The 16,921-nt window shown below is 53.7% G+C and carries 12 protein-coding genes; 4 read left to right on the plus strand and 8 right to left on the minus strand.

Going from position 1 to position 16,921, the window contains the following annotated elements:
* Positions 1 to 218: 218 nt before the first annotated feature.
* From uxaC to OGV57_RS09290, 3 genes are all read left to right on the plus strand, one after another.
* Entirely contained in the window at positions 219 to 1,631 is a 1,413-nt protein-coding gene (uxaC, locus tag OGV57_RS09280; RefSeq protein ID WP_003024811.1) for a glucuronate isomerase, read from the plus strand.
* Between the two features lie 15 nt (positions 1,632 to 1,646).
* Positions 1,647 to 3,134: a UxaA family hydrolase gene (locus OGV57_RS09285; protein ID WP_054528813.1), complete on the plus strand. Its 1,488-nt coding sequence runs from the start codon at positions 1,647 to 1,649 to the stop codon at positions 3,132 to 3,134.
* 207 nt (positions 3,135 to 3,341) lie between these two features.
* Positions 3,342 to 3,896 (plus strand): YgjV family protein, encoded by a 555-nt coding sequence (locus tag OGV57_RS09290; protein ID WP_054528812.1) that lies wholly within the window; start codon positions 3,342 to 3,344, stop codon positions 3,894 to 3,896.
* 16 nt (positions 3,897 to 3,912) lie between these two features.
* Here the strand turns inward: OGV57_RS09290 and sstT are convergent, their stop codons facing one another.
* The 4 genes from sstT to OGV57_RS09310 all read right to left on the minus strand — a co-directional run bounded on the left by sstT (position 3,913) and on the right by OGV57_RS09310 (position 8,212).
* On the minus strand, positions 3,913 to 5,157 hold the full coding sequence (sstT, locus tag OGV57_RS09295) for a serine/threonine transporter SstT (RefSeq protein ID WP_003024801.1): 1,245 nt from the start codon (positions 5,155 to 5,157) through the stop codon (positions 3,913 to 3,915).
* A 243-nt stretch (positions 5,158 to 5,400) separates the two neighbouring features.
* A complete protein-coding gene (locus tag OGV57_RS09300; protein ID WP_003828551.1) occupies positions 5,401 to 6,369 on the minus strand; it encodes a TerC family protein in 969 nt (322 codons plus the stop codon).
* Positions 6,370 to 6,640: 271 nt separating this feature from the next.
* The gene (locus OGV57_RS09305; RefSeq protein ID WP_003846207.1) at positions 6,641 to 7,639 is read right to left on the minus strand and encodes a Gfo/Idh/MocA family protein; all 999 of its coding nucleotides are present in this window, start codon (positions 7,637 to 7,639) and stop codon (positions 6,641 to 6,643) included.
* Between the two features lie 72 nt (positions 7,640 to 7,711).
* On the minus strand, positions 7,712 to 8,212 hold the full coding sequence (locus OGV57_RS09310) for a M48 metallopeptidase family protein (RefSeq protein WP_003024792.1): 501 nt from the start codon (positions 8,210 to 8,212) through the stop codon (positions 7,712 to 7,714).
* 84 nt (positions 8,213 to 8,296) lie between these two features.
* On the opposite strand from OGV57_RS09310, the gene rlmG reads away from it, so the two are divergent.
* Entirely contained in the window at positions 8,297 to 9,433 is a 1,137-nt protein-coding gene (rlmG, locus tag OGV57_RS09315; protein ID WP_003024789.1) for a 23S rRNA (guanine(1835)-N(2))-methyltransferase RlmG, read from the plus strand.
* Positions 9,434 to 9,561: 128 nt separating this feature from the next.
* Here rlmG and OGV57_RS09320 read toward each other — a convergent pair whose 3' ends face one another.
* From OGV57_RS09320 to OGV57_RS09335, 4 genes are all read right to left on the minus strand, one after another.
* Positions 9,562 to 11,580 (minus strand): oxidoreductase, encoded by a 2,019-nt coding sequence (locus OGV57_RS09320; protein ID WP_054528811.1) that lies wholly within the window; start codon positions 11,578 to 11,580, stop codon positions 9,562 to 9,564.
* A 228-nt stretch (positions 11,581 to 11,808) separates the two neighbouring features.
* Positions 11,809 to 14,160 carry an alpha-glucosidase gene (ygjK, locus tag OGV57_RS09325; RefSeq protein ID WP_054528810.1) on the minus strand — a complete coding sequence of 784 codons (2,352 nt, stop codon included), beginning with the start codon at positions 14,158 to 14,160 and terminating at the stop codon, positions 11,809 to 11,811.
* A 15-nt stretch (positions 14,161 to 14,175) separates the two neighbouring features.
* Positions 14,176 to 15,237: a protein YgjJ gene (ygjJ, locus tag OGV57_RS09330; protein WP_048232835.1), complete on the minus strand. Its 1,062-nt coding sequence runs from the start codon at positions 15,235 to 15,237 to the stop codon at positions 14,176 to 14,178.
* 207 nt (positions 15,238 to 15,444) lie between these two features.
* On the minus strand, positions 15,445 to 16,878 hold the full coding sequence (locus tag OGV57_RS09335; protein WP_003846220.1) for an amino acid permease: 1,434 nt from the start codon (positions 16,876 to 16,878) through the stop codon (positions 15,445 to 15,447).
* Between the last annotated feature and the right edge of the window lie 43 nt (positions 16,879 to 16,921).

Below are 16,921 nucleotides of genomic sequence, written 5' to 3' on the forward strand. Positions count from 1 at the left end.
TCACAAAAGTGTGAATCTTCGTGTGGTCATTATTTCGATTCAGCAAAGCCAGAACTGGCGCGGCTTGACGCGTGATTTACCTCTTTGAGAGTAATTTTTTTGTCACCATTTGTTGATCTAACTCACGAAAATATCTTCAGCGTATAGAAATTGGTGTGATAACTTTGTCAACATCAAAACATAAGCAATCTGACGCACTCGTTGAGAGGAAGACGATAATGACCCCGTTTATGACTGAAGATTTCCTGCTGGACACCGAATTTGCCCGCCGTCTGTACCATGATTACGCCAAAGACCAGCCGATCTTCGATTACCACTGCCATTTACCACCGCAACAAATCGCTGAAAACTACCGTTTTAATAACCTGTATGACATCTGGCTGAAGGGTGATCACTACAAATGGCGTGCGATGCGTACCAATGGCGTCGCTGAGCGCTTGTGTACCGGCGATGCGTCCGATCGCGAGAAGTTTGACGCATGGGCCGCCACGGTTCCGCACACCATCGGTAACCCGCTGTACCACTGGACCCACCTCGAATTACGTCGTCCGTTTGGTATTACAGGTAAGCTGCTGTCTCCGGCAACGGCTGACGAAATCTGGAACCAGTGCAACGAGCTGCTGGCGCAGGATAAATTCTCTGCGCGCGGAATCATGCAGCAGATGAATGTGAAAATGGTCGGCACTACCGATGATCCGATCGACTCTCTGGAGCACCATGCGGCCGTTGCTAAAGACGGAAGCTTTGATGTGAAAGTGCTGCCGAGCTGGCGTCCGGATAAAGCCTTTAACATTGAGCTGGCGACCTTTAATGACTACATGGCGAAGCTCGGTGAAGTGTCTGACACGGATATCCGCCGCTTCAGCGACCTGCAAGCTGCACTGACCAAACGTCTTGATCACTTCGCAGCTCACGGCTGTAAAGTCTCTGACCACGCGCTGGACGTGGTGCTGTTTGCCGAATCTAACGAATCTGAGCTGGATAGCATTCTGGCGCGTCGCCTGGCGGGTGAAACCCTGAGTGAACATGAAGTGGCGCAGTTCAAAACCGCCGTTCTGGTGTTCCTCGGCGCTGAATACGCCCGTCGCGAATGGGTACAGCAGTACCACATCGGCGCGCTGCGTAATAACAACCTGCGTCAGTTCAAACTGCTCGGCGCGGACGTCGGCTTCGACTCCATCAACGACCGTCCGATGGCGGAAGAGCTGTCCAAACTGCTGAGCAAGCAGAATGAACAAAACCTGCTGCCGAAAACCATTCTGTACTGTCTGAACCCGCGCGATAACGAAGTGCTTGGGACTATGATCGGTAACTTCCAGGGCGAAGGTATGCCGGGCAAAATGCAGTTCGGTTCCGGCTGGTGGTTCAACGATCAGAAAGACGGGATGGAACGTCAGATGACCCAACTGGCACAGCTCGGCCTGCTGAGCCGTTTCGTCGGTATGCTGACCGATAGCCGTAGCTTCCTGTCTTACACTCGTCACGAATACTTCCGTCGCATTCTGTGCCAGATGATTGGCCGTTGGGTTGCCGCGGGCGAAGCCCCTGCCGACATCCAGCTGCTGGGTGAAATGGTCAGAAATATTTGCTTCAACAATGCGCGCGATTATTTCGCCATTGAACTGAACTAAGGCCTGGGTGAAGGTATGCAATACATCAAGATCCATGCGCTGGATAACGTCGCGGTTGCGCTTGCTGATTTGGCTGAAGGAAACGAAGTCACCGTTGATGGGCAGGCGGTAATCCTGCGCCAGGCGGTCTCTCGTGGCCATAAATTCGCCTTATGCGATATTGCGAAAGGCGAAAACGTCATTAAATACGGTTTGCCAATTGGCCATGCGCTGGTGGATGTTGCGGCGGGTGAGCATATTCATGCCCATAACACGCGCACAAATCTGAGCGACCTGGATACGTATCGCTACCAACCTGATTTCCAGGCCGAAGTCGTGCAGCCTGCCGATCGCGATGTGCAGATTTATCGCCGCGCGAACGGTGACGTTGGGGTGCGTAACGAACTGTGGATCCTGCCAACGGTAGGCTGCGTTAACGCGATGGCGCGCCAGATGCAGAACCGTTTTCTGAAAGAGACTAACGACGCCGAAGGAATCGACGGCGTGCATCTCTTCAGCCACACCTACGGCTGTTCACAGCTCGGCGACGACCACATTAATACCCGCACCATGCTGCAAAACATGGTGCGTCACCCGAATGCGGGTGCGGTGCTGGTGGTTGGTCTGGGCTGTGAAAACAATCAGGTGGATGCCTTCCGCGAAACCTTAGGCGAGTACGATCCTGAGCGCGTTCACTTCATGGTCTGCCAACATCAGGAAGACGAAGTGGAAGCGGGGATTGAACATCTTCACCAGCTGTACAACGTGATGCGTAACGATAAGCGTGAACCGGGTAAGCTGGGCGAGCTGAAGTTTGGTCTGGAATGCGGCGGCTCTGACGGCCTCTCCGGTATTACCGCCAACCCGATGCTGGGCCGTTTCTCCGACTACGTGATTGCTAACGGCGGAACTACCGTGCTGACCGAAGTACCGGAAATGTTCGGCGCCGAGCAGCTGCTGATGGACCACTGCCGCGATGAAGAAACGTTCGGCAAGCTGGTCACCATGGTTAATGACTTCAAGCAGTACTTCATTGCCCACGACCAACCGATCTACGAGAACCCATCGCCGGGCAACAAAGCGGGCGGTATCACCACGCTGGAAGATAAATCGCTGGGCTGTACGCAAAAAGCAGGCTCCAGTCAGGTGGTGGACGTACTGCGCTACGGCGAACGTCTGAAGACGCATGGCCTGAACCTGCTGAGCGCACCGGGCAACGATGCCGTCGCCACCAGTGCCCTGGCGGGCGCGGGCTGTCATATGGTGCTGTTCAGTACAGGTCGCGGTACGCCGTACGGTGGTTTTGTACCGACGGTGAAAATTGCCACCAACAGCGAGCTGGCAGCGAAGAAAAAGCACTGGATCGATTTTGACGCTGGACAGTTGATCCACGGTAAAGCGATGCCTCAACTGCTGAGCGAGTTTGTCGATACGATCGTTGAGTTCGCCAACGGTAAGCAAACCTGCAACGAGCGCAACGATTTCCGGGAACTGGCTATCTTTAAAAGCGGCGTAACGTTGTAATTACCCTTCATCTTTTGCACCACAGCTGTGTTGGCTGCGTTCACCCACCCCGGTCACTTACTCATGTAAGCTCTCGGGGATGTGCGAACTTGCCACCTTGCTGTAGCACAAAATCTTTTGGGTAAGTTTGTTTATGGTGGAATCTAAAAACGGCGTTTCATAATATGGAGCGCCGTTTGTTTTTGCATTACCTGACAAGGATCATTCATGACCGCGTATTGGCTGGCCCAGGGCGTAGGTGTCATCGCCTTTCTGATCGGCATTACCACCTTTTTCAATCGCGATGAGCGCCGCTTCCGGCTGCAACTTGCTGTCTATAGCGCCACCATTGGCGTGCATTTTTTTCTGATGGGCGCCTGGCCCGCGGGAATGAGCGCAGAACTCAACACCATCCGCACACTTGTCTCAATGCATACCCGCAAACTGTGGGTGATGACCGTTTTTATTATCCTCACCCTGGTTCTCGGTCTGGCGAAATTACAGCATGCGATGGAGCTGTTACCGATAATTGGCACGCTGGCCAGCACCTGGGCGCTGTTTCGCTGCCAAGGGTTAACCGTGCGTTGCGTAATGTGGTGCGCAACCGCCTGTTGGGTTATCCATAATTTCTGGCTGGGATCGATTGGCGGGACGATGATCGAAGGGAGTTTTCTGGTGATGAATGGCCTGAACATTATTCGCTTCCGGCGGATGCAAAAACGCGGAATTGATCCGTTCAAAATTGAAAAAAGCGTACAAGAAAAGAGCCCCTCCGCCCGATAACGGAGGGGCGCAGGGATTAGCCGCGCAGAGCGTTATTTGCCAGACGCTCGTCTTCAGCCTGGCAGGCTGCCGCGGTAAACAAGACATCTGTAGAAGAGTTCAGCGCCGTTTCACAGGAATCCTGCAATACGCCGATGATAAAGCCGACGGCAACTACCTGCATGGCGATATCATTCGGGATACCGAACATATTACACGCCAGTGGGATCAGCAGCAGAGATCCACCCGCCACGCCAGATGCGCCACAGGCGCAAAGCGAAGCCACCACGCTCAGTAACAGCGCCGTCGGTAAATCGACCGGAATACCCAGCGTATTCACCGCCGCCAGCGTCAGCACGGTAATGGTGATCGCCGCACCCGCCATATTGATGGTGGCGCCCAGCGGGATAGATACCGAGTAGGTATCACGATCCAGATTCAGCTTCTCACATAGCGCCATATTCACCGGAATGTTGGCGGCAGAACTGCGGGTAAAGAAAGCGTACACGCCGCTTTCGCGCAGACAGGCCAGCACCAGCGGATACGGGTTACGGCGAATTTTCCAGAAGACCAGCAGTGGGTTGACCACAAACGCCACCAGCAGCATACAGCCTACCAGTACGGTCAGCAGTTGGGCGTAGCCCCAAAGCGTTGCGAAACCGGTGGTTGCCAGCGTGGATGAGACCAGACCAAAGATACCGATTGGCGCGAAACGAATCACCAGCTTTACCATAAAGGTGACGGCGTTGGACATATCATTGACCAGATTTTTGGTCGTTTCATTACCGTGGCGCAGTGCAAAGCCCAGACCAACGGCCCAGACCAGAATACCGATATAGTTAGCGTTAAGCAGGGCATCAATTGGGTTAGAAACCATGCTCATCAGCAGGCTACGCATTACTTCAACGATGCCGGACGGCGGCACGATATCGCCAGCGCTGCTGGAAAGGTGCAGTGTCGACGGGAAGGCGAAGCTGAAGACAACGGCGGCTAATGCCGCTGAAAATGTTCCGAGCAGGTAAAGGAACAGAATGGGGCGGATATTGGTTTTTTGCCCGTGTTGGTGGTTGGCGATAGAGGCCATGACCAGCATCAGAACCAGAATTGGCGCGACGGCTTTTAATGCGCCGACGAACAGCGTACCCAGTAAACCAACGGCTTCTGCCGCAGGTTTTGACACCAGTGCGAGTAAAATCCCCAGTACCAGGCCAATCAAAATTTGTTTAACCAGGCTCCCTTGCGCCAAACGCGAGAGTAGCCCCGATGAACGTTGCGTAGTCATGTCGTGATCCTTTCATTGTGTTGTTGCTCATCCATCGTGCGCTCTTACGACGCATCTTTCTGGATGTAACAAAGTGTTTGCGTGGTTGAGTATAAGGAAAGATAAAGCTTCGGGAAGAGAAATATCCTGGATTCCCCGCTGAGATCATATTTTATAACTTTGAATTAACATTGTTTTGACATGATAAACAAAAAGCCCGACGCACGCAGTGTGCTGCCGGGCTTTTCAGCTAGCAGATGAAACTTACTGTATTTGCTGCTTTTTATCGTGCTGGTGGTTGACCCATGCGTTAACAATCAGCGTCACAAACAGAATGCCAAATACCACGCCTAACGAGATAGCGATCGGGATATGGTAGAAATCGACGATCAGCATCTTAATACCGATAAACACCAGAATAACCGACAAGCCGTACTTCAGCATCGAGAAACGCTCCGCCACGCCCGCCAGCAGGAAGTACATTGCACGCAGCCCCAAAATAGCAAACAGGTTCGAGGTCAGCACGATGAACGGGTCGGTGGTAACGGCAAAGATAGCCGGAATACTGTCGACGGCGAAAATCACGTCGCTCAGCTCAACCAGAATCAACACCAACATCAGCGGCGTGACAAACAGCAGACCGTTTTTACGCACGAAGAATTTTTCATCTTCGATGGTATCGGTCATGCGCAAATGGCCGCGCAGCCAGCGTACTAACGGTCTGTCGCCGATACCGGAGGCATCTTCTTTCGCCAGCGCCATCTTCACGCCGGTAAACAGCAGGAACGCGCCGAACACGTACAGCAGCCACTCAAACTGGGTGATAAGCCAGCTGCCGGCGAAGATCATGATCGTACGCAGAACAATTGCTCCCAGCACGCCATACACCAACACCCGGCGCTGCAACGCAGGCGGCACTGAGAAGTAGCTGAAGAGCATCAACCAGACAAAGACGTTATCTACTGCCAGCGATTTTTCGATCAGATAGCCGGTCAGGAACGCCAGTGCCTGTGGGTCGGCAACGGCGCGGCCCTGGGTTTCCGCCAGGTACCACCAGAAGGCGGCGTTAAACAGTAGCGACAGCGTTACCCAGACGATTGACCAGGCCGCAGCCTGTTTCATCGACATCGTATGTGCGCCACGACGACCCTGCAACAGCAGGTCGATGGCCAGCATAATTACCACTACGACAGCGAAGCCACCCCATAACAACGGTGTGCCGACAGTATTCATTGTATTTCCCCATGCATAAAAAAAACGGCCAACGCCGAATGACGTTAGCCGCTGCTTTTTATGCATAGACCTTGCCATTCGGCAAGGTCTCACTTACAACAACAAAGGAATACGATGGCGTATTCCTTTGTTATCGCCCGGTGACCGGATGTGGTTTTTCACACATCGTAATGACGATCAACCGACAACGAAGTTACTCCCCTTTGCGGGTTACAAAATATTACAGGCCATGCATTCAGTCAATGGCCTGCAACATTCCATTTACACACTTTTACGCAGTCAGCGAGGTTACCGTCTCGTCTGCCGGGAAAACCACGCCGGTCTGGCGGCGAATCTCCGTTTGCAGTTTAGCGGTGATACGGCTGACGGCCAGTGCCGGGTGATCCACTTCGCCGGATTCAACCAAATGGGCAAAAGCCTCTGCCTCATACAGCATAGTATTGATGTGTTGAGGCGTCGTCAGATCCTGCGTTTTCCCCCCGCGTGGAACGAAGCACACCTTTTGGCATTCGGAAATATGCTCGATGACCAGCGATCCCGACTCGCCCTGAATTTCACTGGCTAATACCGAGTCGCTTACTTTTGAGTGCTGGAGCGTAACGCTGAAATCACCGTAATTCAGCACCACCACACCGTGAGCATCCACGCCGCTTTCCAGCAGGCTGGCGCTGGCCTGAACGCTCTGTGGTTCGCCCCACAGCGCAACCGCCGAGGCCAGGCAGTAAAAACCGATATCCATAATCGAGCCATTGGAGAACGCCGGATTAAACGTGTTCGGATTTTCACCATCCAGATAGCGCTGGTAACGCGAGGAGTACTGGCAGTAATTGATAAATGCCTTCCTGATTTTTCCAACTTTTGGGAGCGATTGCTGTAACAGCAGGAAGTTAGGCAGGCTGGCGGTTTTAAACGCTTCAAACAGCACGACCTGGTTTTCACGCGCGCAGGCGATAGCGGCTTCGGCTTGCGCCAGGTTGGAGGCCAGTGGCTTTTCGCAAATAACATGCTTTTTGTGCCGCAAAAACAGCTCGGTCTGCGGGAAGTGCAGGGAGTTTGGACTGGCGATATAGACGGCGTCGATCGCCTCGCTTTGCGCCATCGCTTCCAGCGAAGTAAACAGATGCTCGACGGGGTAATCGTTGGCGAAGGTCTGTGCCTGCTCAAGGCTACGAGAATAGACCGCGGTTAACTTATACTTGCCGGTTTCATGGGCGGCATCGACAAACTGGCGGGTGATCCAGTTTGTGCCAATTACTGCGAAACGTATCATAAAGGCCTTCAGGCTGCGAAAAGGGATTCTTTCGTCAATTTAGCATGCCCTGAAGACAAAGCCAGTGCGCGACTACGCAGTTTGCTTTAACGATTGTTGCGTTAACCACAGGCGGGTATCGAACTCCAGTTGGTGATACTGAGGCTCCATATGACAGCACAGCTGGTAAAACGCTTTGTCGTGCTCTTTTTCTTTCAGATGCGCCAGTTCATGAACGACAATCATACGCAAAAAGGGTTCGGGGGCATTGCGAAAAACTGTCGCCACGCGGATCTCCGCTTTAGCCTTGAGCTTTCCGCCCTGCACGCGAGATACGGCGGTATGCAGTCCCAGCGCATTCTTCAGAACGTGGATCTTGCTGTCATACATGACTTTATTCAGCGGCGGGGCGTTACGCAGAAACTGATTTTTCAGATCCTGAGTATATTGCCAGAGCGCTTTGTCGGTCGCGAAGTCATGCGTACCCGGATAGCGCTTCTCCAGCACTGCGCCCAGGCGTTGCTCAGCAATCAGCGTTCTCACCTGAGAAAGTAAATTCTCCGGATATCCTTGCAGATAGATCAACTGACTCATTAGTGCCCCATATAAAGTATAAAAAGTGTATACTCACGCACCCTTTTCAGGGATACGCCGAAATTTTACCATTCAGGAGGGCCGATGAGCCACATAGACAACGGTTTCCGTTCGCTGTCACTTAAACGTTTCCCGGAAACGGATGACGTTAACCCGCTGCTGGCGTGGGAAGCTGCAGATGAATATCTGCTGCAACAGCTGGACGATACCGAGATTAGCGGCCCGGTGCTGATCCTGAATGATACCTTCGGTGCGCTGGGCTGTGCGCTGGCGGAACATACGCCGTACAGCATTGGCGACTCCTATCTCAGCGAGCTTGCCACACGTGAGAACCTGCGTCACAACGATATTGCCGAGTCGAGCGTCAAGTTCCTCGACAGTACCGCTGACTATCCGCAGGCGCCGGGCGTGGTGCTGATTAAGCTGCCAAAAACCATGGCGCTGCTGGAGCAGCAACTGCGCGCCCTGCGTGAAGTGGTCACGCCGCAGACGCGTATCATCGCCGGTGCAAAAGCGCGTGATATCCACACCTCTACGCTGGAGCTGTTTGAGAAAGTGCTGGGACCAACCACCACCACGCTGGCATGGAAAAAGGCGCGCCTGATCAACGGCACCTTTACCAAACCGGCGCTGGCCGATACCGCCCAGACCCTGAGCTGGAAGCTGGAAGGCACCGACTGGACCATCCACAACCATGCCAACGTCTTCTCCCGTACCGGGCTGGACATCGGCGCACGTTTCTTTATGGAGCATCTGCCGGAAAACCTGGAAGGCGAGATTGTCGATCTCGGCTGCGGTAACGGCGTGCTGGGCATGACGCTGCTGGCGAAGAACCCAGAAGCCAGCGTGGTGTTTGTTGATGAATCACCGATGGCGGTCGCTTCCAGCCGTCTGAACGTGGAAACCAACCTGCCGGACGCGCTGGATCGCAGCGAATTTATGATTAATAACGCGCTCTCCGGCGTAGAACCGTTCCGCTTCAACGCGGTGTTCTGCAACCCTCCGTTCCACCAGAAGCATGCGCTGACCGATAATATCGCCTGGGAGATGTTCCACCACGCCCGCCGCTGCCTGAAAATCAACGGTGAGCTGTACATTGTGGCTAACCGTCACCTCGACTACTTCCACAAGTTGAAGAAGATTTTCGGCAACTGCGTAACCATCGCCACCAATAATAAATTCGTGGTGCTAAAAGCGGTCAAAACCGGTCGCCGTCGTTAAGCCCTTGTGCCGGATAGCGGCTAACGCCTTATCCGGCCTACACGAGCTGCATCGTAGGCCTGATAAGCGTAGCGCCATCAGGCAAAGATGTGCGCAGTTGCCTTATCCGACCTACGGGATACAACGTGTTAAATCTCCAGCGCTAAGCGGGTCCCCTGCGCAATAGCGCGTCGGGCATCCAGTTCCATCGCCACATCGCAGCCGCCGATCAGATGCACCGTTTTATCTGCCGCGTGCAGCGGATCGACCAGTTCACGGCGTGGCTCTTGTCCGGCGCAAATCACCACGTTATCCACGTTAAAGATCACCGGTTCGCCGTTCAACACGACGTGTAACCCATCATCATCAATCTTCTGGTAGCTGACTGCCGGGATCATTTTCACGCCGCGTGAGAGCAGGGTGGCGCGATGGATCCAGCCCGTCGTTTTACCTAAACCTTGCCCCGGTTTGCTGGCTTTACGCTGCAACATCACTATCTGGCGCGGGCTGCGGGATAAGTGCGGACCTTCCGGGCGTAAGCCGCCAGGCTGTTGCAGGCTGGTGTCGATCCCCCATTCCACGCAGAACTCCGCAATGTTCTGGCTGGTGGCTTCACCGGGTTGACTCAGATACATGGCTGTATCGAAACCAATCCCGCCGCAGCCAACGATCGCTACGCGTTTGCCCACTGGCGTTTTATCGCGCAGGACGTCGAGATAGCTCAGCACTTTTGGATGTTCGATCCCCTCGATCGGCGGCATACGTGGCTCGATCCCGCTGGCAAGGATCACTTCGTCGAAAGTGTGCAGATCGTGTGCGCTGACAAAATGATTCAGCTTCAGGGTCACGCCAGTCACGTCGATCATCCGGCGGTAGTAGCGCAGGGTTTCATAGAATTCTTCTTTGCCGGGGATCTGTTTGGCGATATTAAACTGCCCGCCAATTTCGCCATGTGCGTCAAACAGCGTGACGTGATGTCCGCGTGCGGCGGCATTAATGGCGAAGGCGAGGCCCGCAGGACCCGCACCGACAACCGCCAGATTCTTCGGCACAGCTGCCGCAACGATCGGCATTTTGGTTTCATGGCATGCGCGCGGATTCACCAGGCAAGAGGTGACTTTGCCGACAAAGATCTGATCCAGACAGGCCTGGTTACAGCCGATACAGGTGTTAATCTCATCCGCTCGTCCGGTTTGCGCTTTTGACAGCAGTTCGGCATCGGCGAGGAACGGACGGGCCATCGACACCATATCGGCATCGCCACGGGCCAGAATGTCATCGGCGACCTGGGGATCGTTAATGCGGTTGGTGGTGACCAGTGGGATTGTCACATGCCCTTTCAACTTGCGCGTCACCCAACTAAACGCGCCGCGCGGTACCGGGGTCGCGATAGTGGGAATACGCGCCTCATGCCAGCCAATACCGGTGTTAATAATGGTGGCCCCGGCGGCTTCTATAGCCTGCGCCAACTGGACGGTTTCGTCGAAGGTTCCGCCGTTTTCTACCAGATCGAGCATCGACAGGCGGAAGATAATTATAAAGTCATTACCGGCACGCTGACGTACCGCTCGCACCACCTCAACGGCAAAACGCATGCGGTTGGCATACTCACCGCCCCATTGGTCATCGCGCTGGTTGGTACGCAGAGTCAGGAATTCGTTGATGAGATACCCTTCCGACCCCATCACTTCTACGCCATCGTAGCCCGCTTCCCGCGCCAGTTGGGCGCAATGGGCAAAATCTTCAATCAACTGCAGCACTTCATCATGCGTCAGCTCATGCGGCGTAAAGCGGTTAATGGGGGCCTGAATAGCAGATGGGGCCACCAGATGCGGCTGGTAGCTGTAACGCCCGGTGTGCAGGATTTGCAGGGCGATTTTGCCGCCTTCGTCATGCACGGCATCGGTAATGACGCGATGGTGTGCAAGCTGGCTGCTGTCGTTGAGCATCGCGCCGCCTTCCATCCCCACGCCGGAAAGCGCAGGCGCAATGCCTCCGCTCACAATTAACGCGACCCCGTGACGAGCGCGCTCGGCGTAGAACGCGGCCAGCCGTTCTGCACCGTCGGGATACTCCTCCAGCCCGGTATGCATTGAACCCATCAGCACGCGGTTTTTAAGCGTGGTGAAGCCTAAATCGAGCGGGGCGAACAGCGACGGATAGCTCATAAAGGTGTCCAGTATGTAAAATTATTGTTATGTGGTCGGATGAGTTCTAATTTAGCCGTCGCCGCGTAAAAGGGAAAAGGGGAATGCCGTGATTGTGATGGGATTCAAAAAAGGAGTGGGGCCAGAGAATGAATATGCCGGATATCGGTGCAAGCACCTAATCCGGCCTGTGAAAATGTGTCTTTGTAGACCGGATAAACGAAGCGCCATCCGGCGGTATGTCACAGATTACTGTTTTTTAAGAAAATCGTTGTACAGCATATAGAGATGTGCCGCGCTCCAGGAGAAGTTTGGCGCGCCCTGCTGCGCACCGGTCAATGGGTTATAGTTTTCCTGAATCGGACCATCTGCTGTAAGGCCTTTGGCGTGGCTGAAGAAGGTATCCGCCAGTTTTAACGCTTCATCGCGATAGCCATAACGCTCCATCCCTTTTAGCCCAAACCAGAACTGATCCACCCAGACGCGCCCGCGCCAGTAGATGTCCGCGCCGAAGGCGGGGTTGGTCAGCGCTGCAGTACCAAGTGGGACAAAGGTGTTGAACTCGTTGGGATCGAGCATCACCTTAACCACCGCATCCGCATGGGGCTGCGTTGCCGCCCCGTTAAACAGCGGCGACCAGCCTTCCGGCCCTTTGCCACGTTCGACGATTGGTTTACCCGCACAGCCGTTGGTCAACGGGATATCTTCGATCCTCACGTCATAGAAGAATCGGGTGTCTGGGTCGAACATGCAGGTATTGATGTAATCCGCCAGTTTTTGCGCCAGCTGGCGGTAGCGCTGCGCTTCTTTGTGTTTACCGAGCAGGGTCGCCATCTCTGCCAGATAATGGTTGTCGCTGTACATATAGCTGGCCTGATCGACCGATTCCTGCAGCAGCGAGTAACCCAGCAACTTACCGTCGTTACTGCGGTTTTCGGCAAATTTCACCACCCAGTCGCTGCGTTTCCCACCGTTAGCGACGTATTTATCCAGTTGCTCTTTGTCGATAAAACCAAAGACTGCCGCATCGTCACGCCCGGATTCCCAGGAAGCAGCAACCTGTGCTGGGATCTCGAGGCTGTCATACTGGCCTTTACTGGTGATGTTGGCGTAGTTTTTCAGTCCGGATAGGGTTTCTTCCTTGTCGCCATTTTTCACCGTAAACAGCATTTCACCGCTGTCGGTATTGTGGGCTTTATCGCGGGTCGCGCCGTATTCCGGTACGCCGTTGCCGTTATGATCGCGGTTTCGCAGCCACCAGTCGTGATATGCAACCAGCTTTGGATACATCTCTTCGAGCCAGGCCTTATCCTTGGTGACGTTGTAGACTTCCATTACCGACCAGGCAGCCAGGCTTGGCTTGGTGTTACGCTCGTTCCAGTTGCCGCCGTCGCCGCCGCGCTCGGGGCTAAGGTTCCAGGCAATCAGGTCGGGAATGAATCCGGCGTCTTGCGGGCGAACGGGATCGCCGGGTTTAATCTGCCATGAAAAGACGGCGCGGATGTTCTCTTTGGCGATCTCCGGGTTAAAGTGCGCCATGGCGAAGGCCTGCTTCCAGGTATCCCACGGCCAGGTCTGGTTGCCGGAGAACCAACGGCCGGTAACCGACGGTGTCACGGTATTGTGTTTTACCGCACCGCCCGGCGAGCGCCAGTTACCGTTCAGCGTTTCGATCGCCTTCACCGCCACTCGGGTTTGTTCTGGCGTGGCGTCCGGGTTGTTTAAGCCTTTCTTGAGATAGTCGTCCCAGCGCTGCTGTGAGGCGAGCATGTAAGAAGAAGGACGCGCCAGAATATCGCGGATCTGCGGTTGCTCTTTTGCCACATCTTCGGCGGTAAGCAGATGAGACCAGGTGGTGTAAATCGTCGTCGAACCGTTGATATGGGTCTTCCCCGTGAAGCGATGACCATTAACCGTGGTTTTCATGGCGACAGATTTATGCACCTGATACTCCGACTCGCCGGAGGTGAGCAGATCCCAGGTTGAACGCACCTTGCCGAAGGTGACTTTCAGGCCGTCGTGCGTGGCGGTGATTTTGCGCTGATAGCCAGGGAACTCGCCATCAATGGTTTTATCCGACAGGGCTTTTCCCTCTTTTGCCTCCAGTTTTTCCAGCAGTTCGCCGTCCCACACCAGATCCAGCGGCGAGTTGCTGGTGATTTTGGTTTCCAGCAGCGAAGTGCGCGGACTGGCGAAGCGTAGCGTCATCTCTACCTGTACATCTTTTGATGACAATTTCTGTACCAGCGCCCCGGGAATGCTGTAAGCCTCGAGGGCAAAATCGACCTTTTTACCGTGCTGATACACCGTCAGTCGGTCAAAATTATTGGCCATAAAGTTGATGTACTCTTCGGTCAGCAGTGCGACGCCAGGAAAGCCGCCCATTGTTGCGGGGCCATCTGGCAACAGATGCCCGTGCCATGAGCCGAGGTCGAAAAATGGATTAAAACGCTGGTGGTCGTCGTGATCGTAGTCATGCATGTAGTCCGGCGCACCGGTGCGATTAATGATGTTTTTGAAGTCATTAACGCTGGCGGCATGTGCAGAGACGTTCATCAGCAGGAGGCAGGCCAGCGGCGTAAGAAGAGGTTTGATATTCATGGGTTCCGGTCCTTGTTACCAATAGAAATATTGCATCAGGAAGATTTGGTCGCTCGGGTCACCAGATGCATTCTGCATATAGAACCGGCTGTCGAAGGCGGTAGCGAAACGTCCGCCGCCGTATTCATACCAGATACCGAACTGCATAAAGGACGTGGTTTCTTCCTCGGCGCGATCTGGTCGGTGTTTGGCGTAGCTATATGCGGTGGAGAGGTAAACGCCTTTTAGCGCTTCATACATCGCGCTGACCATATAGCCGGTCTCGGTGCCGGACACATCCAGCCCGTCGGCGCGACCTGTGTGGTGCCACGCGCGGGCGGCGAAGTTGGGCGAGAGGATGCCGGTCAGGAACAGCTGTCCGGTACCGTCCGTTATCTCCAGACCGTTCATCCAGGTTACGCCTTCAGTCAGGTCGTACTGGATGTAACCGTTCATCATGGCCGGATAGGTATATTTATCGTCGTAGCGATCGTATTTACCAAAGTGCAACCATGCTTTGCTTTCATCGTGATGTCCGGCGGGTGTAGCGGTCACGCTATAGCGCAAAGGGCCGGTCAGGTTTTGCACCTTAATGGCGGTCATGATGTCTCGGGTATTCGGAATAACGTAGCCCAGGTCTGGCGTGAAATCCCCCCACCATTGCAGGTCATCCAGCGAGGAGTCCTGGCGCAGGCTGAGCATCACCTCTGTTCCAGCATCGGTACGGTAACCACCGTAAAAGCGGTTGATCCCGCCTTCGAATCCGCCCCAGCTATGGTCAGGAACCCAGGCATTGCCTTGATGGTCGGCCTGCACGGTCCAGCCCTCGCCGTAGATCAGACCAAACCATGAACCGTGTTTTATCTCCAGGCCACCTTCAATGTAAGTACCGTCGCTGTATTTATGCTTATCTTTTCCTTCTAAATCCATATATCCACCCATGCCCAATTCGCCATAAAAACGAAAAGAGGGGGAGGTTATGGCAGGTGTTTTCGTATCGTCGTGTTCAGCAGGGCGAACTTCTTCTGCACCCACAGAAGAGACGCAGAAAAAGGGCAGGGCAATAATTGCCCTGCAATAATGGCTAATGTTATTCATGCTTCGATCCTAAGCAAATAAAATATAATTTTTATTGTTATATACACTTCATACTTCAAGCTGCATGTGCGTTAGCTACGTTCGTTCACCCCAGTCACATAGTTATCTATGCTCCTGGGAATTCACTCACTTGCCGCCTTCATGCAACTCGAATTATTTTGGTTATAGCCTTGGAGAATATTGTTTATTGTTATTATGTTTTAGTCATTAATTGATATTTGAAGCGGGAGCAGCCTCAATAGCTTTTTCTTCTTTAGTTAGCCCTTTGATGTATTTACTGTATTTCCACCAGGCAAAACCGAGGAAAATAACAATCCCACCGACGTTATAGAAAATAATGGTTATGATATTCCCGCCGCTCGGGAAGGTAGAGGCAATAAATCCGATAGTGAACAGGACGATCAGCATTGATACCACAATAATGCCGGTTTTTTGCGAACCCATACGGAAGTCGCGCGGTAAGTGGTCCAGTTTTGCGCGCAGATTCAGGTAGGCCAGCATAATAAACAGCGGCGGCAGCATCGATGCGGCGGCGGTCATGTTGATGATGGTGTTCATTAAGTCTTGCACGGTATTGGAACCGAGCGTTGGGATAATCATCAGCGGGATAACGATCAGAAACTGGATCCACGCTGCACGGGCCGGTACGCCGTTTTCATTCAGTTCGACGGTTTTTTTACCGAAAATACCCGCCGGAATTTCAGAGAAGAAGATCTTCACCGGCGTTGCGGTCCACATCAGCAGAGAGCCGAACATCGCGGTAAAGGAGACCAGGCCGACAAAGCGGTTAACGATGAGTTCCGGCAGGCCAAAGTATGCCGCCAGACCGTGGAATACCTGCACCGATCCACCGGTAAACTTCAGCTCTTTGCTGCTGACGAAGACGTTGATCAGCACCGAGGAGATGGAATAAAGCACGCCGATAAAAATCCCGGCAATGATAATGACCTTCACGAACGATTTTGACCCGCCCTTGACGTCGTTGACATATACCGCCACGGACTCCGCGCCGCCTGCCGCCATGAATATCCAGGTGGTAATACCGAGGAACGCCCAGTTAAAATTCGGGATCATTGCATCAACGGTGATGGGGTCAGCAGGCTGCACGCCGCCCACCAACGCAGTACCCGCCAGTAAAATGTAGGACAGCGTCAGCAGCAGCATTAACGTTGAGGTGACGGAGGTAATCGGCCCCAGCATTTTTGCGCCGTTGGTCGAAACCCAGGTCGAGAAGGCAAACAGCACCATACTTAACACGGTTGTGGCGAACGGCGTCAGAATGTATTCGTAGCCTAAAAATGCGTACGAGGCATAGGCGATAACGCGCGGGAGTAACGAGGTAAAAAAGAACAGGTTAACGAACCAGTAGGTGTAGGCGGTAATAAAGGCCCAGCGCCCGCCCAGCGAGCTTTTCACCCATGCGTAGACACCGGCTTCGGAGTTTTTATTCAGCGAAACAAATTCGGCGATGATTAAGCAGAATGGAATAAAGTAGAAAATTGTCGCGAGGAAAAACATCGGTGCGGATGCCAGACCAAGCTCAATATTATTGTTGATAACGTTATTAAAACTATAAACCGCGGCAAAGGTGAGTGAAAGTAAGCCGAACTTGCCGATGGTATTACGTTTGGTATCAGACATAGCACATCTCCGATTCCTGATTATTATAGGGTACTGGCGGCGC

The organism is Citrobacter sp. Cf087 (assembly GCF_030334285.1).
Classification (GTDB): domain Bacteria; phylum Pseudomonadota; class Gammaproteobacteria; order Enterobacterales; family Enterobacteriaceae; genus Citrobacter; species Citrobacter freundii.